Origin of the sequence: Nocardia sp. NPDC058244, from assembly GCF_042882065.1 — a bacterium.
Taxonomy (GTDB): domain Bacteria; phylum Actinomycetota; class Actinomycetes; order Mycobacteriales; family Mycobacteriaceae; genus Nocardia.
In genome coordinates, this window is sequence record NZ_JBHVWX010000015.1 from 41,298 (window position 1) to 59,049 (window position 17,752).

Here is a 17,752-nt window from a genome sequence, read left to right on the forward strand (position 1 = left end):
CGTGGACACCAGTAGAGAAGCCATCGTCACGTGGTGCCAGGAGTATCTCGCGCAGCTGCTCGAGGTCCCGGCCGCCACCATCGACCCGCTCGCCGACTTCGACCGGCTCGGTGTCGATTCCGCGCTGGCGGTCGCCCTGCTCATCGAGGTGGAGGAGAAGTTCGGCGTCGACCTGTCGCCCGACGACCTCTACGAGAACCCGACCCTGGACGCGGTCGCCGGCCACCTGCACGAGCAGCTGACCGCGAACGCGGGCCGCCCGTGACCGAGGTGGCCGACGCCGCGCGCGCCGACGCGGCGGCCGCGGCCATCCGGCACCACTACGACATCGGCAACGCCTTCTACCGCCTGTGGCTCGACGAGTCGCTCAGCTACTCCTGCGCGATGCCCGAATCCCCCGGCGACACCCTCGAATCCGCGCAGGACCGCAAACTCCGCCACCACCTGAGCGCGGTCGGCGCCGACCAGGCGGAGTCGGTGCTCGACATCGGCTGCGGCTGGGGCGCGGTCCTCGCGCGCGGCAGCCGCGCCCACGGTGTTCCGCGGCTGGTCGGCCTGACGCTCAGCGACGAACAGGCCGAGCACGTCCGGTCGCTGGCCCTGCCCGGTGTCGAGGTGCGCACCGAGAGCTGGGTGCACTACCGGCCGGAGTCGACCTTCGACGGCATCATCTCGATCGGCGCGTTCGAGCACTTCGCGCGCCCCGACGACACCCCCGCCGCGAAGATCGCGGTGTACCGGGAGTTCTTCACCCGCTGCCGGGACTGGCTCACCGCCGACGGCACCCTGTCGCTGCAGACGATCGCCTACGGCAACATGCGCCGCGAGCAGGCCAGCACGTTCATGCAGCAGGAGATCTTCCCCGACGCCGACCTGCCGACCCTCGCCGAGATCACCGCGGCTGCCGACGGGATCTTCGAGATCGCCGCCCTCACCGACGATCGGCTCGACTACGCCTGGACCTGTGAGCAGTGGGCACGGCGCCTGCGCGAGCACCGGGCCGAGGCCGTCGCGCTGGTCGGCGCGGAGACCGCCGCCCGGTACGAGCGGTATCTGAAGCTGTCGGCGCTGGGCTTCCGGATGGGCAAGCTGGGCCTGCTGCGCATCGTCGCCCGCCCGTACCCCGACACCTTCTTCCAGCGCCGGAGCCGAGGATGACGCTGTCCGCGGCCCGTCCGGCGATCCGGTTCAACCCGTTCAGCGCCGAGTTCCGGCGCGATCCGTACCCGGTGTACCGGGCGCTGCGGGAAGCGCGGCCGGTACACAAGACGCTCGGCATGTGGGTGCTGACCCGTCACGCAGACGCGCGCACCGTCCTGCACGACAAGTCCTTCAGCGCGGGCCTGATCCCCCGGCTGGTGACCGAGCAGGCCCGCAGGCTCGGTCAGCCGGAGGTCGAGCGGATCGAACGGCTCGGCCGGACCTCGCTGGTGTTCACCGACAATCCCGAGCACGCGCGCCTGCGCGGCCTGGTGAACAAGGTGTTCACCGCGCGCACCATCGCGACCCTGGAACCCCTGGTGGCCGGGATCGCCGACCGGCTGCTGCGCCCCGCGGTCGCCGCGGGCGAGGCCGACGTGATCGCCGGGCTGGCCGGACCGCTCCCGGTCGCGGTGCTGTGCGAGTGGATGGCGCTGCCGCCCGCCCTGCACGCCTGGGTCGGTGGCTGGACGCACGACATCCGCTTCCTGCTCGAGCCCGGCCTGATGAAAGCCGAGGACCTGACCCGGGTGCGCACGGTCGTCGAGTTGTTCGCCGACGCGCTGGCCGAGGTGCTCGCCGAACGTCGCGCGGCGCCCGGTGACGACCTGATCAGCCGCTTGCTCGCGGCGCGCACCGCCAACGGTGACCATCTGACCGACGAGGAGCTGATCTTCGTCTGCATCATGTGTTTCGTCGCGGGCACCGAGACCACCAAGTCGCTCATCGGCACCGCCACCCTGGCCCTGCTGCGCCACCCCGACCAGGCCGCGATGGTGCGCCGGTCGCCCGACCGGTTGGGCGCAGCGGTCGCGGAGGCGCTGCGCTACGACGCGCCGTTGCAGCTGACCAAGCGGCTGGCGACCCGGGACGTGGCGATCGGCGGGGAGACGATCCGCGCCGGCGACCACGTCCTGGTGTGCCTGGGCGCGGCGAACAGGGACCCCGAGATCTTCCCGCGCCCCGACGAATTCGACATCACCCGCGCACCCGGCGATCACCTGGCCTTCGGGCACGGCATGCACGGCTGCCTCGGTGGCGCACTCGCCGAGCTCCAGACCAGGATCGCCCTGGACGCGCTGCTGCGCAGGCACCCGCGCCTGTCCGCACCGGAGGGCGACTTCGCCTGGCAGGAACACAGTTTCCTGCTCCGCGGACTCGACAGCCTGCCCGTGTCGTTCGGAGCGCGCGGATGAGCACGCCCCTGCTGCCCGAGGTCCTGCGCGAGCGCGCGCACGCCACCCCGGACCGCGTCGCCTACCGCTTCCTCGACGACACCGGTGCCGAGGCCGACCACCTCACCTATGCCGAGTTGCACGCCAGGGCCATGACGGTCGCCGCGCGGCTGCGCGCGGTGTGCGCGCCGGGCGAGCGGGCGCTGCTGGTCTTCCCACCCGGACTCGACTTCCTCGCCGCCTATTTCGGCTGCCTGTACGCGCGGGTGATCGCGGTCCCGGTGCATCCGCCGCGCCGCGCGCACGTCCAGCACGCGACCGGCTCCATCGTGCGGGACTGCGCGCCCGCCGCCGTCCTCACCGTCACCGGAGCGCTCGAGCCGCTGCGCACCGCGCTGACCCCGCTGCTGCCGCAGGCGTCCTGGCTGACCGTCGACACCATGGCGCGCGCCGAGTTCCCCGCCGAGCCGATCGAGCCCGGCGCGGTGGCGTTCCTGCAGTACACCTCCGGTTCCACCTCGGCGCCCAAGGGCGTCATGGTCTCGCACCGCAATCTGGCCGCCAACCAGGAGATGATCAAGCACGCCTTCGGGCACGACAGCGGATCGACGGTGGTCGGCTGGGCGCCGCTGTTCCACGACCAGGGGCTGATCGGCAATGTGCTGCAACCGCTCTGGGTCGGCGCGACCAGCGTGCTGATGTCGCCTGCCGCCTTCGTCCGCAGGCCACTGCTGTGGCTGACGGCGATCAGCGAGTACCGCGCGCATTCCAGCGGCGGCCCGAACTTCGCCTTCGACGCCTGCGTCGCCCGGGCGGCGGCCGAGCCGCTGCCCGAGCTCGATCTCACCAGCTGGCAGGTCGCGTTCAACGGCGCCGAACCGATCCGGCCGACCACGCTGGCCCGCTTCGCCGAGACCTTCGCCCCGCACGGCTTCCGGGCCACCTCGCTCTACCCGTGCTACGGCCTGGCCGAGGCGACCCTGCTGGTCAGCGGCAGCGACAAGGGCCGTGGCCCGCGCACGCTGACCGTGGACACCGAGGCGCTCGGCGCGGGCCGCTACCAGCCCGCCCGGCCGGGCAAGGCCCGCACGCTGGTCAGTTCCGGCCGGGTCCTGCCCGGGGAACGCGTCCGCATCGTCGACACCACCACGCTGCGGCCGTGCCCGGCCGGCCGGACCGGGGAGATCTGGGTGGCCGGTGACCATGTGGCGCAGGGCTATTGGCAGCGGCCCGAGGCGACCGAGGAGCTGTTGCGGGCGCGCGCCGCCGACGATCCGCGCACCGGCTGGCTGCGCACCGGCGATGTCGGGCTGATGGTGGACGGCGAACTGTACGTCGTCGGCCGGACCAAGGACATGGTGATCATCCGGGGCCGCAACCACTATCCGCACGACATCGAGGACACCGTGCAGTCCGCGCATCCCGCGCTGCGGCACGGCGGATCGGCGGCCTTCGCCTACCCCGGTGCCGCGGGCGAGCGGCTGGTGGTCGTGCAGGAGCTGCGCCGCGACCGGCTCGACGCCGATCCCGCCGAGGTCATCGGGGCGATCCGCGCTGCGGTGATCCGGGAGCACGAACTCGCCGTCGGCGATCTGGTGCTGACGCTGCCGGACCAGCTGGCCAAGACGAGCAGTGGCAAGATCATGCGCACGGCGGCCCGTGCGCGGTACGCGGCAGCGGGATTCGAGGCGTGGCCGCACACCCCCGAGCAGAGGAGCCCGACCCGATGACGACCCAGGCCCCGAACCCCGATTTCGCCCAGCTGGTCCCCGCCGCGGTGCTGTCCATGCCCGCCGCCGCCCACCTGGGTTTCCATTTCGGGCGGATCGAACCCGGCGAAGTGGAGATCGTGCAGCCGCACCGTCGCGAACTCACCCAGCACGACGGCTACTTCCAGGGTGGCGTGCTCGGCTCGCTCGCCGATTTCGCGGCGGGGTCGGCGGCGGGCACGCTGCTGCCGGTCGGCTGGATCAATATGACCGTCGACTACACGGTGAAGATCCTCGCCCCGGCCAAGGGCGCGACGGTGATCGCGCGCGGCCGGGTGATCAAGCCCGGGGCGCTGCTCACGATCGCCGCGGCCGAGGTGTTCTCCGTCGAGGACACCGGCGAAACCCTGTGCGCGACAGCGCTGGTCACGATGCGCAACGTGCGCGTCGCCACACCATGACCGAGAGGCCGTGATCCCGATGCCCCTGGTCGACGTCGACGGTGTGTCCCTCGCCTACACCGACACCGGTACCCCGGCAGGCAGGCCCGGCGCGCCCACGGTCGTCTTCGGCCACGGATTGCTGTTCGGCGGCTGGATGTTCCGCGCCCAGCTGGAAGCCCTGCAACGCGACTACCGCTGCGTCACCCTCGACTGGCGCGGCCAGGGCAGCACGCCGCCCACCGCCGGCGGCTACGACATGGACACCCTCACCGCCGACGCCGTCGGCCTGCTCGGCGCCCTCGACACCGGCCCGGTGCACTGGGTCGGCCTGTCCATGGGCGGGTTCGTCGGCCTCCGCCTCGCCGCCCGCCACCCCGATCTCCTGCGCTCGCTCACCCTGCTCGACACCAGCGCCGACGCCGAAGATCCCGCGAGGATCGCCGAATACCACCGCCTGGCCTGGGCCCTGCGCCGGTTCGGTCACCGCCCCGTCCTCGGCCGCGTCGCCCCGCATCTGTTCGGCCCCACCTTCCTCGCCTCCCTCACCGGCCAGGCCACCGTCCGCGAGTGGTCGCGCCGCCTGGCCGCCACCCAGCGCGTCGCCCTCCGCGCGGCCGTCCACGGCGTCACCGCCCGCCCCGCGATCGCCCCCGAACTCCCGTCGATCACCACCCCTACCTTGGTGCTCGTCGGTGCCGACGACACCGCCACCCCACCCGCCCGCTCCGACCGCATCGCCGCCCTGATCCCGCACGCCCACCACCACGTGCTCCCCGCCTGCGGCCACTCCAGCTCCCTCGAACAACCGGATCTGGTGACCGATCACCTCCGCCGGTTCCTCGCCGACGTCGACGCCCCGGCCGTGCCCTGACAACAATCACGAGCCGCCACACCACGATGCGACCCCGGCGAGGACCACGCCGGTGCTGCGGCCGAGGCAGCGGTTCGGCTCATCCGCCCGTCACCGACCCGCACACCGGCGACGAACTATTCACGGGCGAAGGAGGTTTCCCGGCCGGGATCGGCTTGTCGGGAAGCTGGCCCGCCACGATGGCGGCCAGCGCGAGACCGAAGCCGACGAGCTGGATCGGGCCCAGCCACTGGCCGAGCAGGACGGCCCCGAGGACGGCCGCGACCAATGGCGAGAGCAGCAGCAGGACCGCGACCGAGGTGACCGGCAGGGTGCCCAGGCCACGGAACCACACGACGTAGGCGAGCAGTCCGCCGCACAGGCCGAGCCACAGGTAGCCGAGGGCCGCGGGCCCGTCGATCGCGGGTGGGGCGCCCTCGACGAGGGCGGTCACCGGGAGCAGGATCAGTCCGCCCGCCGTGAGCTGCCACCCGGCGAAGGCGGTGGGGCCGACGCCGGGTGGCCTGCCCCAGCGCGTGGCCAGCGTGAGCCCCAGCGCCATCGCGGCCGCGCTCGCCAATCCGGCCGCGACCCCGGCGACGTCCAGCGCCGCCTGCGGTCCGAGCACTACCAAACCCACCCCGGCGACCCCGAGCACCCCCCACCCGAGCCGCCGCACCGACGGTCGCTCCCCCAGTACCGGCAGCGCCAGCACCGCGACGAGCAGCGGTTGCGCCGCCGCCAGGGTCGCCGCGACGCCGCCGGGCAGGTGCTCGGCGGCCACGAACAGCAGCGGGAACGGCACCCCGATGAGGAGCACCCCGAGCACCGCGACCTTCGCCCACCACGCTCCGTGGGGCAGCGTCCGGGTGAGCGCGAGCGCGATCAGCCCGGCGGGCAGGGCCCGCAGCACCCCGGCGAACAGCGGGTGACCGGGCGGCAGGAGTTCGGTGGTCACCACATAGGTCGTGCCCCAGGCCGCGGGCGCGAGCGCGGTGATCGCGGTGCGCGACACCCGTCCCGTCCCGAGGCCGCCGGAATTCCGCTGAGCCACCGAATCTTTCACGGACTCCATCGAACCGCGCGACGATCAATGAATCCAATACATGTTTGTCACCGCACCGATCGTGATTCACGATAGCTGCATGGAGCTCCAGCAACTGCGCTACGTCCTCGCCGTGGCCGAGACCAACAGCTTCACCCGGGCCGCCGAGCGGTGCCTGGTCGTGCAATCGGCGCTGAGCCACCAGATCGCCCGGCTGGAGCGCGAAGTGGGCGCCAAGCTGTTCGAACGGACCAGCCGCCGGGTCCGGCTGACCCAGGCGGGCGCGGCCTTCCTGCCCGCGGCCCGCCAGTGTCTCGACGCCGCCGAGCGGGCGGCGGCCGAGGTGGCGGCGGCGGTCGGCGAGGTGCGGGGCAGGCTCGCGGTGGGGCTGATCCCGACCGTCGCCGCGGTCGACCTGCCCGCCGCGCTGGGCGAGTTCCGGGCCGCGTACCCGCACGTGCGGATCAGCCTGCGGGTCGGCGCCAGCGAGGATCTGGCCGCGCAGGTCGAGCAGGGTGTCCTCGACATCGCCTTCCTCGGCCTGCCGACCACGAGCAGGCCGCGCGGGGTCGCGGTCCACGCACTCGCGCGCGGCAAGCTGGTCGCGGTGGTCGCGCCGGGGCACCCGCTCGCCGGCGGACCGGCCGTCGACCTGCGCAGGCTCGCGACCGAGGTGTTCGTCGACCTGCCCGCGGGCACGGCGGGCCGCAGCCAATCGGATCTGGCCTTCGCGGCGGCGGGCCTGACCCGCGACGTCGCCTTCGAGGTGACCACCGCGGACTACATCGCGCGCCTGGTCGGCGCGGATCTGTGCGTGGCGATGATGCCCGCCGCGCACGCCCCGCAGCTCACCGGCGTGTGCGTCGTCGAGGTCACCGACGCGCCGTCCCGTGTCGAGTACGTCGTGTGGAACCGGACCGGTCGCAGCCCGGCGGCGACGGCCTTCCTCGCCGCACTGGACATCCCGACGGCACAGCCCTGACGGCACACCGCCCCGCCGGACGGACCGGCGGGGCGGTGACCGGGCGGTGGATCAGGCCGGGGTGACCGCGACCGTCAGCGATTCCAGACCGCGGATGACGACGTTCGGCTTGAACGGCGGGTTCTCCGACCGCAATTCGAACGTCCGGACCTTGCGCAGCAGCACGTCGAGCAGGATCTCCATCTCGAGCAGCGCCAGCGGGGCACCGAGGCAGTAGTGGATGCCCAGGCTGAACCCGAGGTGCTTCTTGGCCGGGTTCATCGGGTCGGAGAAACGGGTCATGTCGACCCGGTCGGGGTCGGCGTAGGCGGCCGGATCGTGGTTGGCCGAATTGATCAGCACCACCACGCCTTCGCCCTGCTCGAACTCGTGGCCCGCGACGGTGATCGGGCGGGTCGCGGCGCGCGTGGTGATCTGCACCGACGGGTCGAGGCGCAGCAGTTCGTCGGGGGCGACGGGCAGCAGTTCGGGCCGGTCGCGCAGCAGCTGGATCTGATCGGGGTTGCGCAGCAGGCGCAGCATGCCGGTGCCGATCAGATTGGCGGTGGTCTCGTGCCCGGCGACGAAGGTGGTGATGCAGGTGGCCAGCAGCTCCTGCTCGGTGAGCACGTCACCGCGGTCCTCGACCTGCGACAGCACGCTGAGCAGATCGGCGCGCGGGTCGGCGCGGCGCTCGTTGAGCAGCTCGCGGAAGTAGCCCATGAAGCCACGCGAGGCGGCGCTGCGGGCGGTCAGGCATTCCTCGGGCAGCGTGTAGTCGTGGTCGAAGCCGCGCGCCAGATCCTGCGACCACCGGTGCACCTGGTCGTAGGCCTCCTCGGGCACCCCGATCAGCTCGCAGGCGATGACCAGCGGCAGCGGGTAGGCGATCTTCTCGACGAGGTCGAATTCGCCCGCGGCCAGGGCGTCGTCGACGAGCTGCTCGCACAGCTGCTCGATCCGCGGCCGCAGCCGGGTCACCATGCGCGGGGTGAAGCCCTTGGTGACCAGGTTGCGCAGGCGGGTGTGGTCCGGCGGCTCCATCCACAGGAACGAGGTGGGCAGTTCCTCGGCGGCGTTCTCCGGCGACACCGTCGGGTGCATCATCGCCGCTTCCTCGGCGTGGCTCCACGCGGTGGTGGACAGCACGGCCGCGCAGTCCTCGTAGCGGGTCAGCACATGGTGGCCGAGCGGGGTCTGGTGGAGGGGGCCCGCCTCGCGGAGGACACGGGCGGGGGCGTACGGATCGGCGCGGCCGTCCGGCCCGAACAGCTGGACCAGCGCGGTCTGGACCGCCTGGGCGTCGATCGGGGAAGTCGTGGAGGTCATGGGTGGGTCTCCTGGTTCTCCGGTGGGTGGTCAGGGAAGGAGGATGCGGCGCAGCGTGCCCGGCGCGGTGAGCGCGGCGGGCGGGTCGACCAGGTGGGCGACCCGCAGGAAGGTCCTGGCCACGCGCGGATCGTGGTGCGCGACGTGCTGCACCCGGCTGACGAAGACATTGGTGAGCCGGGTCCGGACCGTGCGCCTGCCCTCGACGCCGGGATGCCGCAGATCCGAGCCGGCGGCCAGCTGCCAGGCCACCTCGACCGAACCCGCGGCGGCCGCGTAGTACCGCGCGGGCAGGTCGGCCTCCCCGGCGGCGAGGCACTCGCGCAGCGCCGCGGCCTGCAGCGCGGCGACGGTCATGCCCTGGGCGTAGAGGGGATTGAAGGCACACAGCGCGTCGCCGAGCACGAGCAACCCGTCGGGCGGGGTGCTCTGGCGGTCGAAGCGGCGTCGCACCGCGGTCCGGAACCGGTAGGGCACCGCCTCGCCGAGCGGCTCGGAGCCGAGGACGATGGTGTGGATGTCGGGGGCCGACAGCGAGGCCGCGTACTCCCGGAACCCCGCGTCGTCGACGGGCGGGTGGTCACCGAGCATCCCGGCCAGGGTGACGTGCCACCGATCGCCCTCCACCCGGACCGCGCCGCCGCCGCGTCCGTTGGCGCCGGTCGAGACGATGACCGAGGCCTGTCCGCCGAGCTGACCCGGCCGGTGCCGGAAGAAGCGCGACGCGTAGCCGAGGTCGACGTCGAGCCGTTCCTCCTCGGGCGTCTCGGCACCGATCGCGGTGAGCCACTGCGTGATCCGCGATCCGCGACCGCCCGCGTCGACGACCAGGTCCGCGGCCAGGGTCTGCTCCCCCGCCGGTCCGAGGACGCTCACCGCGCGCACCCGCCGGGCATCGCCGACCAGGCCCTGCACCGTGGTGCGGGTCAGCAGTTCGATGCCGCGCAGCCGCAGTGTCCGCCTGCGCAGCACGGTCTCGAGCAGGGAGCGGGTCGCGATCACCGAGGTGAGTCCGGTCGAGCCCGCCGCGAGCCGGGCACCGCCGACATACCACCGGGTGCCGACCAGCACCTCGGCGACGGTCGCGCCGTCCGAGACCGCCTGTTCGGTGAAGCCGGGGTAGAGCTCCTCCATGACGCGCCGGCCGCGGTCGAGCAGCCCGTGCAGGTGCCAGGCCTGCGGAACACCGCGGCGCACGGTCGCTTTCGCGTCCAGTTCGTCGCGTTCGACCAGGGTGACCCGCTCGTAGGTGTCGGCCAGCACGCGCGCCGCCAGCAGCCCGGCGACCCCGGCGCCGATGACGATCGCGTGCCCGCGGCGCGCGGTCACAGCGTCACCGGGAGGTGCAGGATGCCGCGGTGGATCAGGCTGGGGCGGTACACGATCGGCGCGTCGGCCAGGGCCAGCTCGGGCGCGCGGTCCAGCAGGGTGAGGATCGCGGCTTCGGCCTCGAGCCGGGCCAGCGGCGCGCCGACACAGTAGTGGATGCCCAGGCTGAAGCCGAGATGCTTACGCGGCGGCCGGTTTCCGGTGAACCGGGTGATGTCGAAGGTGTCGGCGTCGCGGTAGACCCGCTCGTCGCGGTTGGCCGAGCCGGTGAGCACGACGACACCGTCGCCACGGCGGAAGGTGTGCCCGCCCACCTCGGTGTCGTCGAGCGCGACCCGGATCGTGAACTGGGTCGGCGCGTCGTAGCGCAGCATCTCGTCGATCGCGGGACCGATCAGCTCGGGGTGCGCGCGCAGCAGCGCCAGCTGGCCGGGGTGGCGCAGCAGGGCGAGCAGGCCGTTGCCGATCAGGTTGATCGAGGTCTCCATGCCCGCGACGAGCAGCAGCAGCGACATCCCGATCACCTCGGGCTCGGTGGGGAAACCGCCGTCCTGGCTCGCCGTGACCAGTTCACTGAGCAGGTCGGGGCCCGGCTGCTGCTTCTTCTCGGCGATGAGCCGCGCGAAGTGCCCCATGCAGGCGATCGCGGCGTCGGTGCGGGCGCTGATGTCGTCGGGGCCGAGCAGCGCGTCGGGGTCGCTGCCCCGCGCGATCGCCAGCTGCCAAGCCCGGAAGCTGGGTCCGTCGGCGGCGTCGGCGCCGAGCAGGCGCACCGCGACCATGGCCACGGCCAGCGGCACCGCCAGATCGTCGAGCACGTCGAGCTCCCCGCGGTCGAGCGCGGCGTCGACGAGCCCGTCGACCACGCGGCCCGCCAGCGGTGCCAGCTCGCCGATCGTCGCGGGGGTGAACGCCTTCGCCACGAGCTTGCGGTAGCGGCCGTGCTCGGGCGGGTCCATCCGGACGAACGAGCCGGGGATGGCGGCGGCGGTGTCGCGGAACGGGCTGATCCCCGCCGCGTAGCCGTGACCCCAGTCGGTGCCGGTGAGCACCTCGGCGCATTCCTCGTAGCGGGTCACCAGCGTCAGCGGGACATCGCCGAGGGCGATGGGGAACAGTGGCGTCGCCTCCCGCACGCGGTGGTAGGCGGAGTACGGATCGGCGCGGTGCTCAGGGGCGAACGCGTCGAAGGTGAGGTCGGCGGGGACAGCGGTACTCATCGGCCCTCCAGGCTGATTCGCAGTTCGGACATGCCGCGCACGACCACGTTCGGGCGGTACGGCGGTTCGGCCAGCAGACGCATCCGCTCGACCCGGGTGGACACGGCGCGCAGCACGGCCTGCATCTCCAGGCGGGCCAGCGGCGCGCCGAGGCAGTAGTGCAGGCCGAGACCGAACGAGAGGTGGCGCTCGGGCCGCTGACCGGGCCGGTAGCGGCCGACATCGAACCGGTCGGCGTCCGGGAAGGCCTCGGGATCGCGCGCCGCCGACCCGATCAGCACGATCACCGCGTCACCGGGCGCGAAAGTCCGTCCGGCGAGCTCGATCTCGTGCCGCGCGGTCCGGGTGGTCAGGTGCACGGGCGGGTCGTAGCGCAGGACCTCGTCGACCGCGGGCCCGCACAGCGCCGGGTCCGCGCGCAGCCGCTGGAACTGGTCGGGGTGGCGGATCAGGGCGAGCAGGCCGTTGCCGATCAGGTTCACGGTGGTCTCGTGCCCGGCCACCACGAGGATCAGCAGGGTGCCGATCAGTTCGGTGCGGGTCAGCCGCACCCCGGCGTCCTCGGCCTGCACCAGGGCGGTGATCAGGTCGTCGCGCGGGTCGCGGCGGCGCTGGGCGATCAGGTCGCCGAAGAAGTCGGTGAACGCGTGCACGGCGGAGGTGCGGGCGGCCAGTTCGGCCGGGCTGAGCAGGGTGTCCGGGTCGAGGCCGCGGGCGATGTGCGCGGAGATCTCGCGGATGTGGGCGTGCGATTCGGCTGGGACGCCGAGCAATTCGCAGATCAGCGTCAGCGGCACCGGATAGGCCAGCGCTTCCAGGGCGTCGGTCTCGCCGTCGGCCAGCATCGCGGTCAGCAGTCCGTCGACCAGGCGCTCGGCCCGCTCGTGCAGCCCCGCCACGGTGCGCGCGGTGAACGCCTTGCCGACCAGGCCGCGCAGCCGGGTGTGGTCCGGCGGCTCCATCCACAGGAAGGAGCCGGGCAGTTCCACCTCGCTGTCACCGTGCAGCAGCTGCGGCTCCTCCGCGTGACTCCAGCGCGGGTCGCTCAGGATGGCCTGGGCCTCCGCATGCCGGGGCACGAAGTGGACCTCGTGCGGGCCGGGGACGAACGGACCCGCGGCCCGCAGCGTCGTATAGCTGCGATACGGGTTGTCACGGCAGTGCGGGGCGACGCTCTCCAGCACCGCGATCTGCACCGGGGTCGGGTCGTCGACCGCGACATGATCGGAAGTCACCGGCAGCTCCTACGGCGTCTGTGATGCGGGGATTTCGCCGCTCATCGTCACCGCCGGGGCGCCGCGAATTCGTGCGCTATTGCCTGCTCCGATCGGGCGATAGCCGAATATCTTTATCGGGCAGCGCAATTGGCCGATCGACGGTGATTATCGGCGCGCGTATTTCGGTATTCGTTCAACGCGATTTCATATGGCACTGTTGTCGTTTCCGGCATGAATTCCTCGCGTTCGGGCGAAACGCTCACCACGCTGCTGGCCGGCGTCGCCGCCGCGCATCCGCGGGTCCCCGCGACATTCTGGTCGGTGTCGGAACGGGTCGACTACGCCGAGCTGTCGCTGCGCGCGCAGACCGCGGCGACGGCACTGGTCCGGCGCGGGGTCGGGCACGGCGAGCCGGTCGGCGTGCTGTGCCCCAACGCCCCGGAATTCCTGGTCTCGCTCTTCGGCATCGCCGTGGCGGGTGGGGCGGCCACGCCGCTGCCGCTGCCCGCCGGCGCCCGTGCCACGGCCGCCTACCCGGCCAAGCTCGCCGCGATCACCGCGGCCGCCGGGATGCGCACCGTGCTGGTGTCGCCGCGGTTCGCCTCGATGATCCCGCTGATCGGCGACATCGGCGTCGAGTTCGTCGACACCACCGACCTGGTCACCGATGTCGTCGCCGACCCGGACGCGCTGCCCGACCACGGCCCCGACGACCTGGCGATCGTGCAGTTCACCTCCGGCAGTACCGCGCTGCCCAAGGGCGTGCGGCTCACCCACGCCAATGTGGTGAGCGGGCTGGCCGCGATCCGCACCGGCATCGACCTCGGCCTCGCCGACCAGGGTGGCTTCTGGCTGCCGCTGTTCCACGACATGGGCCTGTTCGGCACCTTGTCGGCGGTGCTGCGCGGCATTCCCGCCCACGTCTGGTCGCCGCTGGCGTTCGTGAAGGACCCGGCGCGCTGGCTGAGCGAGTTCGCGGCGACCGGAACCACGATCACCGCCATGCCGAACTTCGGCTACGAGGCACTGCTCGGCGCCATCGCCCCCGAGCAGGTCGCCGACTACGACCTGAGCCACTGGCGGATCGCGTTCAACGGCGCCGAACCGATCGCGGAATCGGTGGTCACCGCGTTCTGCGAGCGGTTCGCGCCCGCCGGCTTCGCGCCGTCGACGATGTTCGGGGTGTACGGCATGGCCGAGGCCACCCTCGCCGTCGCCTTCCCGCCGCTGCTGCGCGCCCCGCGCTTCGAGTGGGTCGACCGCGCCCGGCTCGCCGATGCCGCTGTCGCCGAACCGGTCTCGCGCACCGGGGACGGCGCGCGGGCGGTCGCCTCGGTCGGCTCCGCGGTCGCGGGGATCGCGATCCGGATCGTCGATCTCGGCACCGGCGCCGACCTGCCCGACGGCCGGGTCGGCGAGATCCTGATCCAGGGCGCGCCGGTCACCGGCGGCTACCTCACCGTCGATCCCGACGCGGTCGCCGACCGCTTCACCGACGGCTGGTTGCGCACCGGCGATCTCGGCTACCGCCGCGACGGCGAACTGTTCGTCACCGGACGCTGCAAGGACATGATCACCGTGCGGGGCGTGAACTACTACGCCCAGGACGTCGAGGCCGCGGTGCGCGATCTCGACGGCATCCACAAGGGCCGCTGCACCGCGGCCGTCGACCCCGACGGTGCCGACGTGATCGCCCTGATCGCCGAGACCGAGCGCACCGGCGCCGAGGCCGACGCGCTCGCCACGGCCATCGCCGCCGCCGTCACCGCCCAGCTCGGGCTCTCCGCCGTGCAGGTGCATCTCGTCGCGCCGCGCAGCATCCCCCGGACCAGTAGCGGCAAGCTCCAGCGGCTGGCCGCCCGCGACCTGATCGGCCGCCGATGACGCCGCGCCGCTCACCCCTGCGATCGAATGGGAGTGCCTAGTGCACAGCTTCGACATCTTCCGCCACTACGAACGTCTGCACTGGAAACTGAGCGACCTCGACCTGGCCGCCGTCGACCCGACCCTGGTCCGCCCGGAGTACATCACCCTCGCCAAGAGCGCGGCGATGGGCGAGTCCAATGTCATCGCGGCCGTGCACGGTTTCCTGAACGAGTTCGTCGACGACTACGACTTCTCCACCTTCGCGGTGGTGTGGGGCTACCAGGAAGTGCAGCACCACTACGCCTTCCGCTCCTGGCTGGGCGCCATCGGCGAGGACGTCGAGGACCGCGCCGTGGACGCGATGCGGGAGCCGTACGCGCCGGGCAGCACGCCCTCGGCGACGCTGGCCACCAACATCATCTCCGAACTCACCGTCAACCATGTGTACCGCGCGGTGTCGAGCTGGGTGGCCGAGCCGGTGCTGAAGACGTTGCTGCTCAACGCCAGTCGCGACGAGGCCGGGCACGCGCGCGAGTTCATCCACTACACCACCGAGCGGCTGAAGAAGCGGCCCGAGGAGCTGCCCTCGGTGCTCGAGACGCTCTACGTCTACAGCTCCGAGGCCAAGATCAAGCACCCGGTGAGCACCTTCAAGGCGGGGATCGCCGAGCTCGGCGACCACGAGACCATCGACACCGGTTTCGAGCTGTTCCTCGAACAGGTCGCCGCCGAGGGCGAGCTGGAGGTGCTGCACGACAAGGTGCGCCGCACCTTCGCCGGCATCACCGGCCTCGACCTGTCCAGCAACGCGAAGGTGCGCCGCGCCCTCGCCGACGCCATCGCCTGATGACCGGCGGCGAGCGGCCCGGCGCGGTCGAGGTGCCGTGGTCGGTGATCCCCGACTACCACTGCTTCGGCTGTTCCCCGCACAACGCGACCGGGTTGCGCCTGACCTTCGTCCCGCGCGCGGACGGCGCGCTGGTGGCCACGTTCCGGCTCGGGCGCGCGTTCGAGTCCTATCCCGGGGTGGTGCACGGCGGCCTGATCGGCGTCGTGTGCGACGAGGTGATGGGCAATCTGATCGTGCTGGCCCGCCACGTCCCCGCCTTCACCGTCTCCCAGCGCACCCGTTTCCTCACGCCCCTGCTGATCGACCGCGAATACCGCTGTGTGGCGACGCTGCCGCCCGAGCGGGCCGCCGGGCCGATCCCCGCGCACGCCGAGATCCTCGACGCGAACGACGCGGTGTGCGCGACGTCGACGGCCACCTACCAGCCGTTCGACCTGCACGCCGTCCGCGACCAGCTCACCCTCGACGACGACGAAGTCACCCTGCTCGACCACGCCCTGTCCACGTCGAACACCCTCTCCCCGAACGGAGCCCGGCCATGACCACCACCTCTGCCGACACCATCCTGCGCACGGTCACCGAGATCGCGATCACCGAAACCGGCCTGAGCGCCGCCGACCTCACCCCCGACGCCGACCTGCGCGCCATGGCGGGCGTGGACTCGGTGCGGGTGCTGCGGATGATCGCCCGCATCGAGCGCACCTTCGACATCGAGCTCGAGGACGCCGACGTCTTCGGGATGTCGACCCTGGCCGAGGTGACCGCGGTCGTCGAGCGGTCCGTGGCCGAGGCGTCCGCATGACCGCGTCAGGGCACGGAGGCGGCAGCATGCGTAACCACGTAGTGCCCCGCGGTCATGCGCAGGAGGATGCAGCATGACCGTCGTCGCCGATACCAATCAGCACTACGATCTCGACCCCGATATCTTCGGGCAGTTCCTCGACCCGCTGCGCAAGTACAGCTCGGCGCTCTACGCGTCCGACAGCGACACACTGGAACTGGCGCAGCGCAACAAGTTGCGTTTCGTCGCCGAGCGGCTCGGGCTGCGCGGCGGTGAGCAGCTGCTCGATGTCGGCTGCGGCTGGGGTTCGCTGATCCTGTACATGGCGAGCGAGCTGGGCTGCCGGACGCTCGGGATCAGCCCGGCGCCGCGTCAGCACGACTACATCGCCGAGCAGGCGGCGGCGCGCGGCGTCGCCGATCTGGTGAGCACCCGGGTCGGGCACTTCGAACAGCTCGACCTGCCCGCCCGTGGCTTCGACGCGGTGACGCTGCTGGGATCCATCGTGCACATGCCCGACCCCGACGAGGTGTTCTGCCGCGCGCGGGGCGTGCTGCGCCGCGGCGGCACGCTGTACGTGTCGGAGAGCTGCTTCCGTAACACCGCCACCCGCAGCGCCTTCGACGATCGCGACGGCACCGGCTTCGTCCGCGAGGACATCTTCGGCTTCGGCGAGCTGCGGCCGCTGTCGGAACTGATCGCCGCCGCCGAGAACGCCGGCTTCTCGGTGATCTCGGTCGACGATCTGACCGACCACTACCGGCGCACCATCGAGGACTGGATCGGCAATGTCGACGCCGCCGCCGAGCGCATCGACGCGCACGGCCCCGGCCTGGCCGCCAAGCTGCGCCACTATCTCGAGATCGCCAACGCGGGCTGGGGTTACACCACCAAGCACTACGCGCTGGTCTGCCGGAATGCCAGGTAGGACATGAGCACCACACCGGGGCTGTTGCCCGTGCGGGACCTGGTCGCCGCGGTGGACGGCTTTCTGGCCGCCTCCCCGGCGACCAGGGCCTGGGATGTGGAGACCGCCTTCGACTGGGCCGTCGCCGACGCGGGCAGGCTCACCGAGGGACAGCGCTCCGCGGTCCAGTTCGTCACCCTGATCGAGGACCACCTGCCCGGCTACTTCGACGTCTACCACCGGCACTTCCCGGTCGACGACACCGTGGATCTGCCGACCTTCGAACACAATCGGGAGCTGTACCACTTCACCGTGCGCTGGGCGCTCGAGGAGGACACCCACGCCAGGGCGCTGGCCCGCTACCAGCAGGCGGCGGGCATCGCCGACCGCGACACCCTGCGGTCGGACCTGGCGATCGAGGGCCACAAGCCGTTCGATCTGCCCTACGACCATCCGGTCCAGTTCTTCGCCTACGCCCTGGTACAGGAGAAGGCGACGCAGATGTACTACCAGCAGCTGCGCGACGTGGTCGCCGACCCGGTGCTGGCCGCGGTGCTCACCCGGTTGGCGCGCGACGAGGCGCGGCATTTCAGCTTCATGGCCGACGTGGTGACCCGGTATCTGCGCCACGACGGCGACGCGGTGGTGGCGCCGATCCGCGATGTCGTCGCGAATTTCCGGATGCCGCTGTCGGATACGCTGCGCGGCTACTGGCGGTGGGCGCTGCGGATCGCCGATGTCGCCGACTACGACCACACCGCCGCCTACGAACACCTGGTGAAGGTGATCGACCGCGCGGTCGACGCCCGCACCGAACCGGTCGACGAGCTCATCGCGTTCGTCGAGGGCTGCCGCACCCTGGCCTGACCC

Annotated in this window: 18 protein-coding genes; 13 read left to right on the forward strand and 5 right to left on the reverse strand. The window is 72.1% G+C overall.

Features of this window, described 5'->3' with window-relative positions; genetic code table 11:
- The first annotated feature begins 1 nt into the window (after window position 1).
- The 6 genes from ACFVW6_RS33275 to ACFVW6_RS33300 are packed head-to-tail and all read left to right on the forward strand — an operon-like array spanning window position 2 to window position 5,398.
- Window positions 2-265, forward strand: a complete 264-nt coding sequence (locus tag ACFVW6_RS33275; RefSeq protein WP_355275747.1) for an acyl carrier protein — start codon at window positions 2-4, stop codon at window positions 263-265.
- The gene (locus ACFVW6_RS33280) at window positions 262-1,158 is read left to right on the forward strand and encodes a class I SAM-dependent methyltransferase (protein ID WP_378830292.1); all 897 of its coding nucleotides are present in this window, start codon (window positions 262-264) and stop codon (window positions 1,156-1,158) included. Before ACFVW6_RS33275 ends, ACFVW6_RS33280 begins: the two co-directional genes overlap by 4 nt.
- A complete protein-coding gene (locus ACFVW6_RS33285; protein WP_378830291.1) occupies window positions 1,155-2,396 on the forward strand; it encodes a cytochrome P450 in 1,242 nt (413 codons plus the stop codon). The genes ACFVW6_RS33280 and ACFVW6_RS33285 overlap by 4 nt, the downstream gene beginning before the upstream one ends.
- Complete coding sequence (locus tag ACFVW6_RS33290; RefSeq protein ID WP_378830290.1) at window positions 2,393-4,105, forward strand: fatty acyl-AMP ligase; 1,713 nt, start codon at window positions 2,393-2,395, stop codon at window positions 4,103-4,105. Before ACFVW6_RS33285 ends, ACFVW6_RS33290 begins: the two co-directional genes overlap by 4 nt.
- Complete coding sequence (locus tag ACFVW6_RS33295) at window positions 4,102-4,545, forward strand: PaaI family thioesterase (protein WP_355275754.1); 444 nt, start codon at window positions 4,102-4,104, stop codon at window positions 4,543-4,545. The genes ACFVW6_RS33290 and ACFVW6_RS33295 overlap by 4 nt, the downstream gene beginning before the upstream one ends.
- Window positions 4,546-4,564: 19 nt before the next feature.
- Window positions 4,565-5,398 carry an alpha/beta fold hydrolase gene (locus ACFVW6_RS33300; RefSeq protein WP_378830520.1) on the forward strand — a complete coding sequence of 278 codons (834 nt, stop codon included), beginning with the start codon at window positions 4,565-4,567 and terminating at the stop codon, window positions 5,396-5,398.
- 79 nt (window positions 5,399-5,477) lie between these two features.
- Here ACFVW6_RS33300 and ACFVW6_RS33305 read toward each other — a convergent pair whose 3' ends face one another.
- Window positions 5,478-6,443 carry an EamA family transporter gene (locus tag ACFVW6_RS33305; protein WP_378830288.1) on the reverse strand — a complete coding sequence of 322 codons (966 nt, stop codon included), beginning with the start codon at window positions 6,441-6,443 and terminating at the stop codon, window positions 5,478-5,480.
- A 79-nt stretch (window positions 6,444-6,522) separates the two neighbouring features.
- Between ACFVW6_RS33305 and ACFVW6_RS33310 the strand changes: the two genes are divergently transcribed.
- Window positions 6,523-7,404, forward strand: a complete 882-nt coding sequence (locus ACFVW6_RS33310; protein WP_378830287.1) for a LysR family transcriptional regulator — start codon at window positions 6,523-6,525, stop codon at window positions 7,402-7,404.
- 51 nt (window positions 7,405-7,455) lie between these two features.
- Here ACFVW6_RS33310 and ACFVW6_RS33315 read toward each other — a convergent pair whose 3' ends face one another.
- From ACFVW6_RS33315 to ACFVW6_RS33330, 4 genes are read right to left on the reverse strand one after another with little or no spacing between them, the layout of a single operon-like run.
- A complete protein-coding gene (locus ACFVW6_RS33315) occupies window positions 7,456-8,712 on the reverse strand; it encodes a cytochrome P450 (protein ID WP_378830286.1) in 1,257 nt (418 codons plus the stop codon).
- 30 nt (window positions 8,713-8,742) lie between these two features.
- Window positions 8,743-10,041 (reverse strand): FAD-dependent oxidoreductase, encoded by a 1,299-nt coding sequence (locus ACFVW6_RS33320; RefSeq protein ID WP_378830284.1) that lies wholly within the window; start codon window positions 10,039-10,041, stop codon window positions 8,743-8,745.
- Window positions 10,038-11,261, reverse strand: a complete 1,224-nt coding sequence (locus tag ACFVW6_RS33325) for a cytochrome P450 (RefSeq protein ID WP_378830283.1) — start codon at window positions 11,259-11,261, stop codon at window positions 10,038-10,040. The genes ACFVW6_RS33320 and ACFVW6_RS33325 overlap by 4 nt, the downstream gene beginning before the upstream one ends.
- Window positions 11,258-12,496 carry a cytochrome P450 gene (locus ACFVW6_RS33330; RefSeq protein ID WP_378830281.1) on the reverse strand — a complete coding sequence of 413 codons (1,239 nt, stop codon included), beginning with the start codon at window positions 12,494-12,496 and terminating at the stop codon, window positions 11,258-11,260. The genes ACFVW6_RS33325 and ACFVW6_RS33330 overlap by 4 nt, the downstream gene beginning before the upstream one ends.
- 213 nt (window positions 12,497-12,709) lie before the next feature.
- On the opposite strand from ACFVW6_RS33330, the gene ACFVW6_RS33335 reads away from it, so the two are divergent.
- The 6 genes from ACFVW6_RS33335 (at window position 12,710) to ACFVW6_RS33360 (ending at window position 17,749) form a co-directional block, all read left to right on the forward strand.
- Window positions 12,710-14,362 (forward strand): AMP-binding protein, encoded by a 1,653-nt coding sequence (locus ACFVW6_RS33335; protein WP_378830280.1) that lies wholly within the window; start codon window positions 12,710-12,712, stop codon window positions 14,360-14,362.
- Between the two features lie 40 nt (window positions 14,363-14,402).
- Window positions 14,403-15,191 carry a ferritin-like domain-containing protein gene (locus tag ACFVW6_RS33340; RefSeq protein ID WP_355275769.1) on the forward strand — a complete coding sequence of 263 codons (789 nt, stop codon included), beginning with the start codon at window positions 14,403-14,405 and terminating at the stop codon, window positions 15,189-15,191.
- Window positions 15,191-15,736 (forward strand): PaaI family thioesterase, encoded by a 546-nt coding sequence (locus ACFVW6_RS33345; protein WP_355275770.1) that lies wholly within the window; start codon window positions 15,191-15,193, stop codon window positions 15,734-15,736. The genes ACFVW6_RS33340 and ACFVW6_RS33345 overlap by 1 nt, the downstream gene beginning before the upstream one ends.
- On the forward strand, window positions 15,733-15,996 hold the full coding sequence (locus tag ACFVW6_RS33350; protein WP_378830279.1) for an acyl carrier protein: 264 nt from the start codon (window positions 15,733-15,735) through the stop codon (window positions 15,994-15,996). The genes ACFVW6_RS33345 and ACFVW6_RS33350 overlap by 4 nt, the downstream gene beginning before the upstream one ends.
- 73 nt (window positions 15,997-16,069) lie before the next feature.
- Window positions 16,070-16,903 carry an SAM-dependent methyltransferase gene (locus tag ACFVW6_RS33355; protein ID WP_378830277.1) on the forward strand — a complete coding sequence of 278 codons (834 nt, stop codon included), beginning with the start codon at window positions 16,070-16,072 and terminating at the stop codon, window positions 16,901-16,903.
- Between the two features lie 3 nt (window positions 16,904-16,906).
- Window positions 16,907-17,749 carry an acyl-ACP desaturase gene (locus tag ACFVW6_RS33360; protein WP_378830276.1) on the forward strand — a complete coding sequence of 281 codons (843 nt, stop codon included), beginning with the start codon at window positions 16,907-16,909 and terminating at the stop codon, window positions 17,747-17,749.
- Window positions 17,750-17,752: the final 3 nt, after the last annotated feature.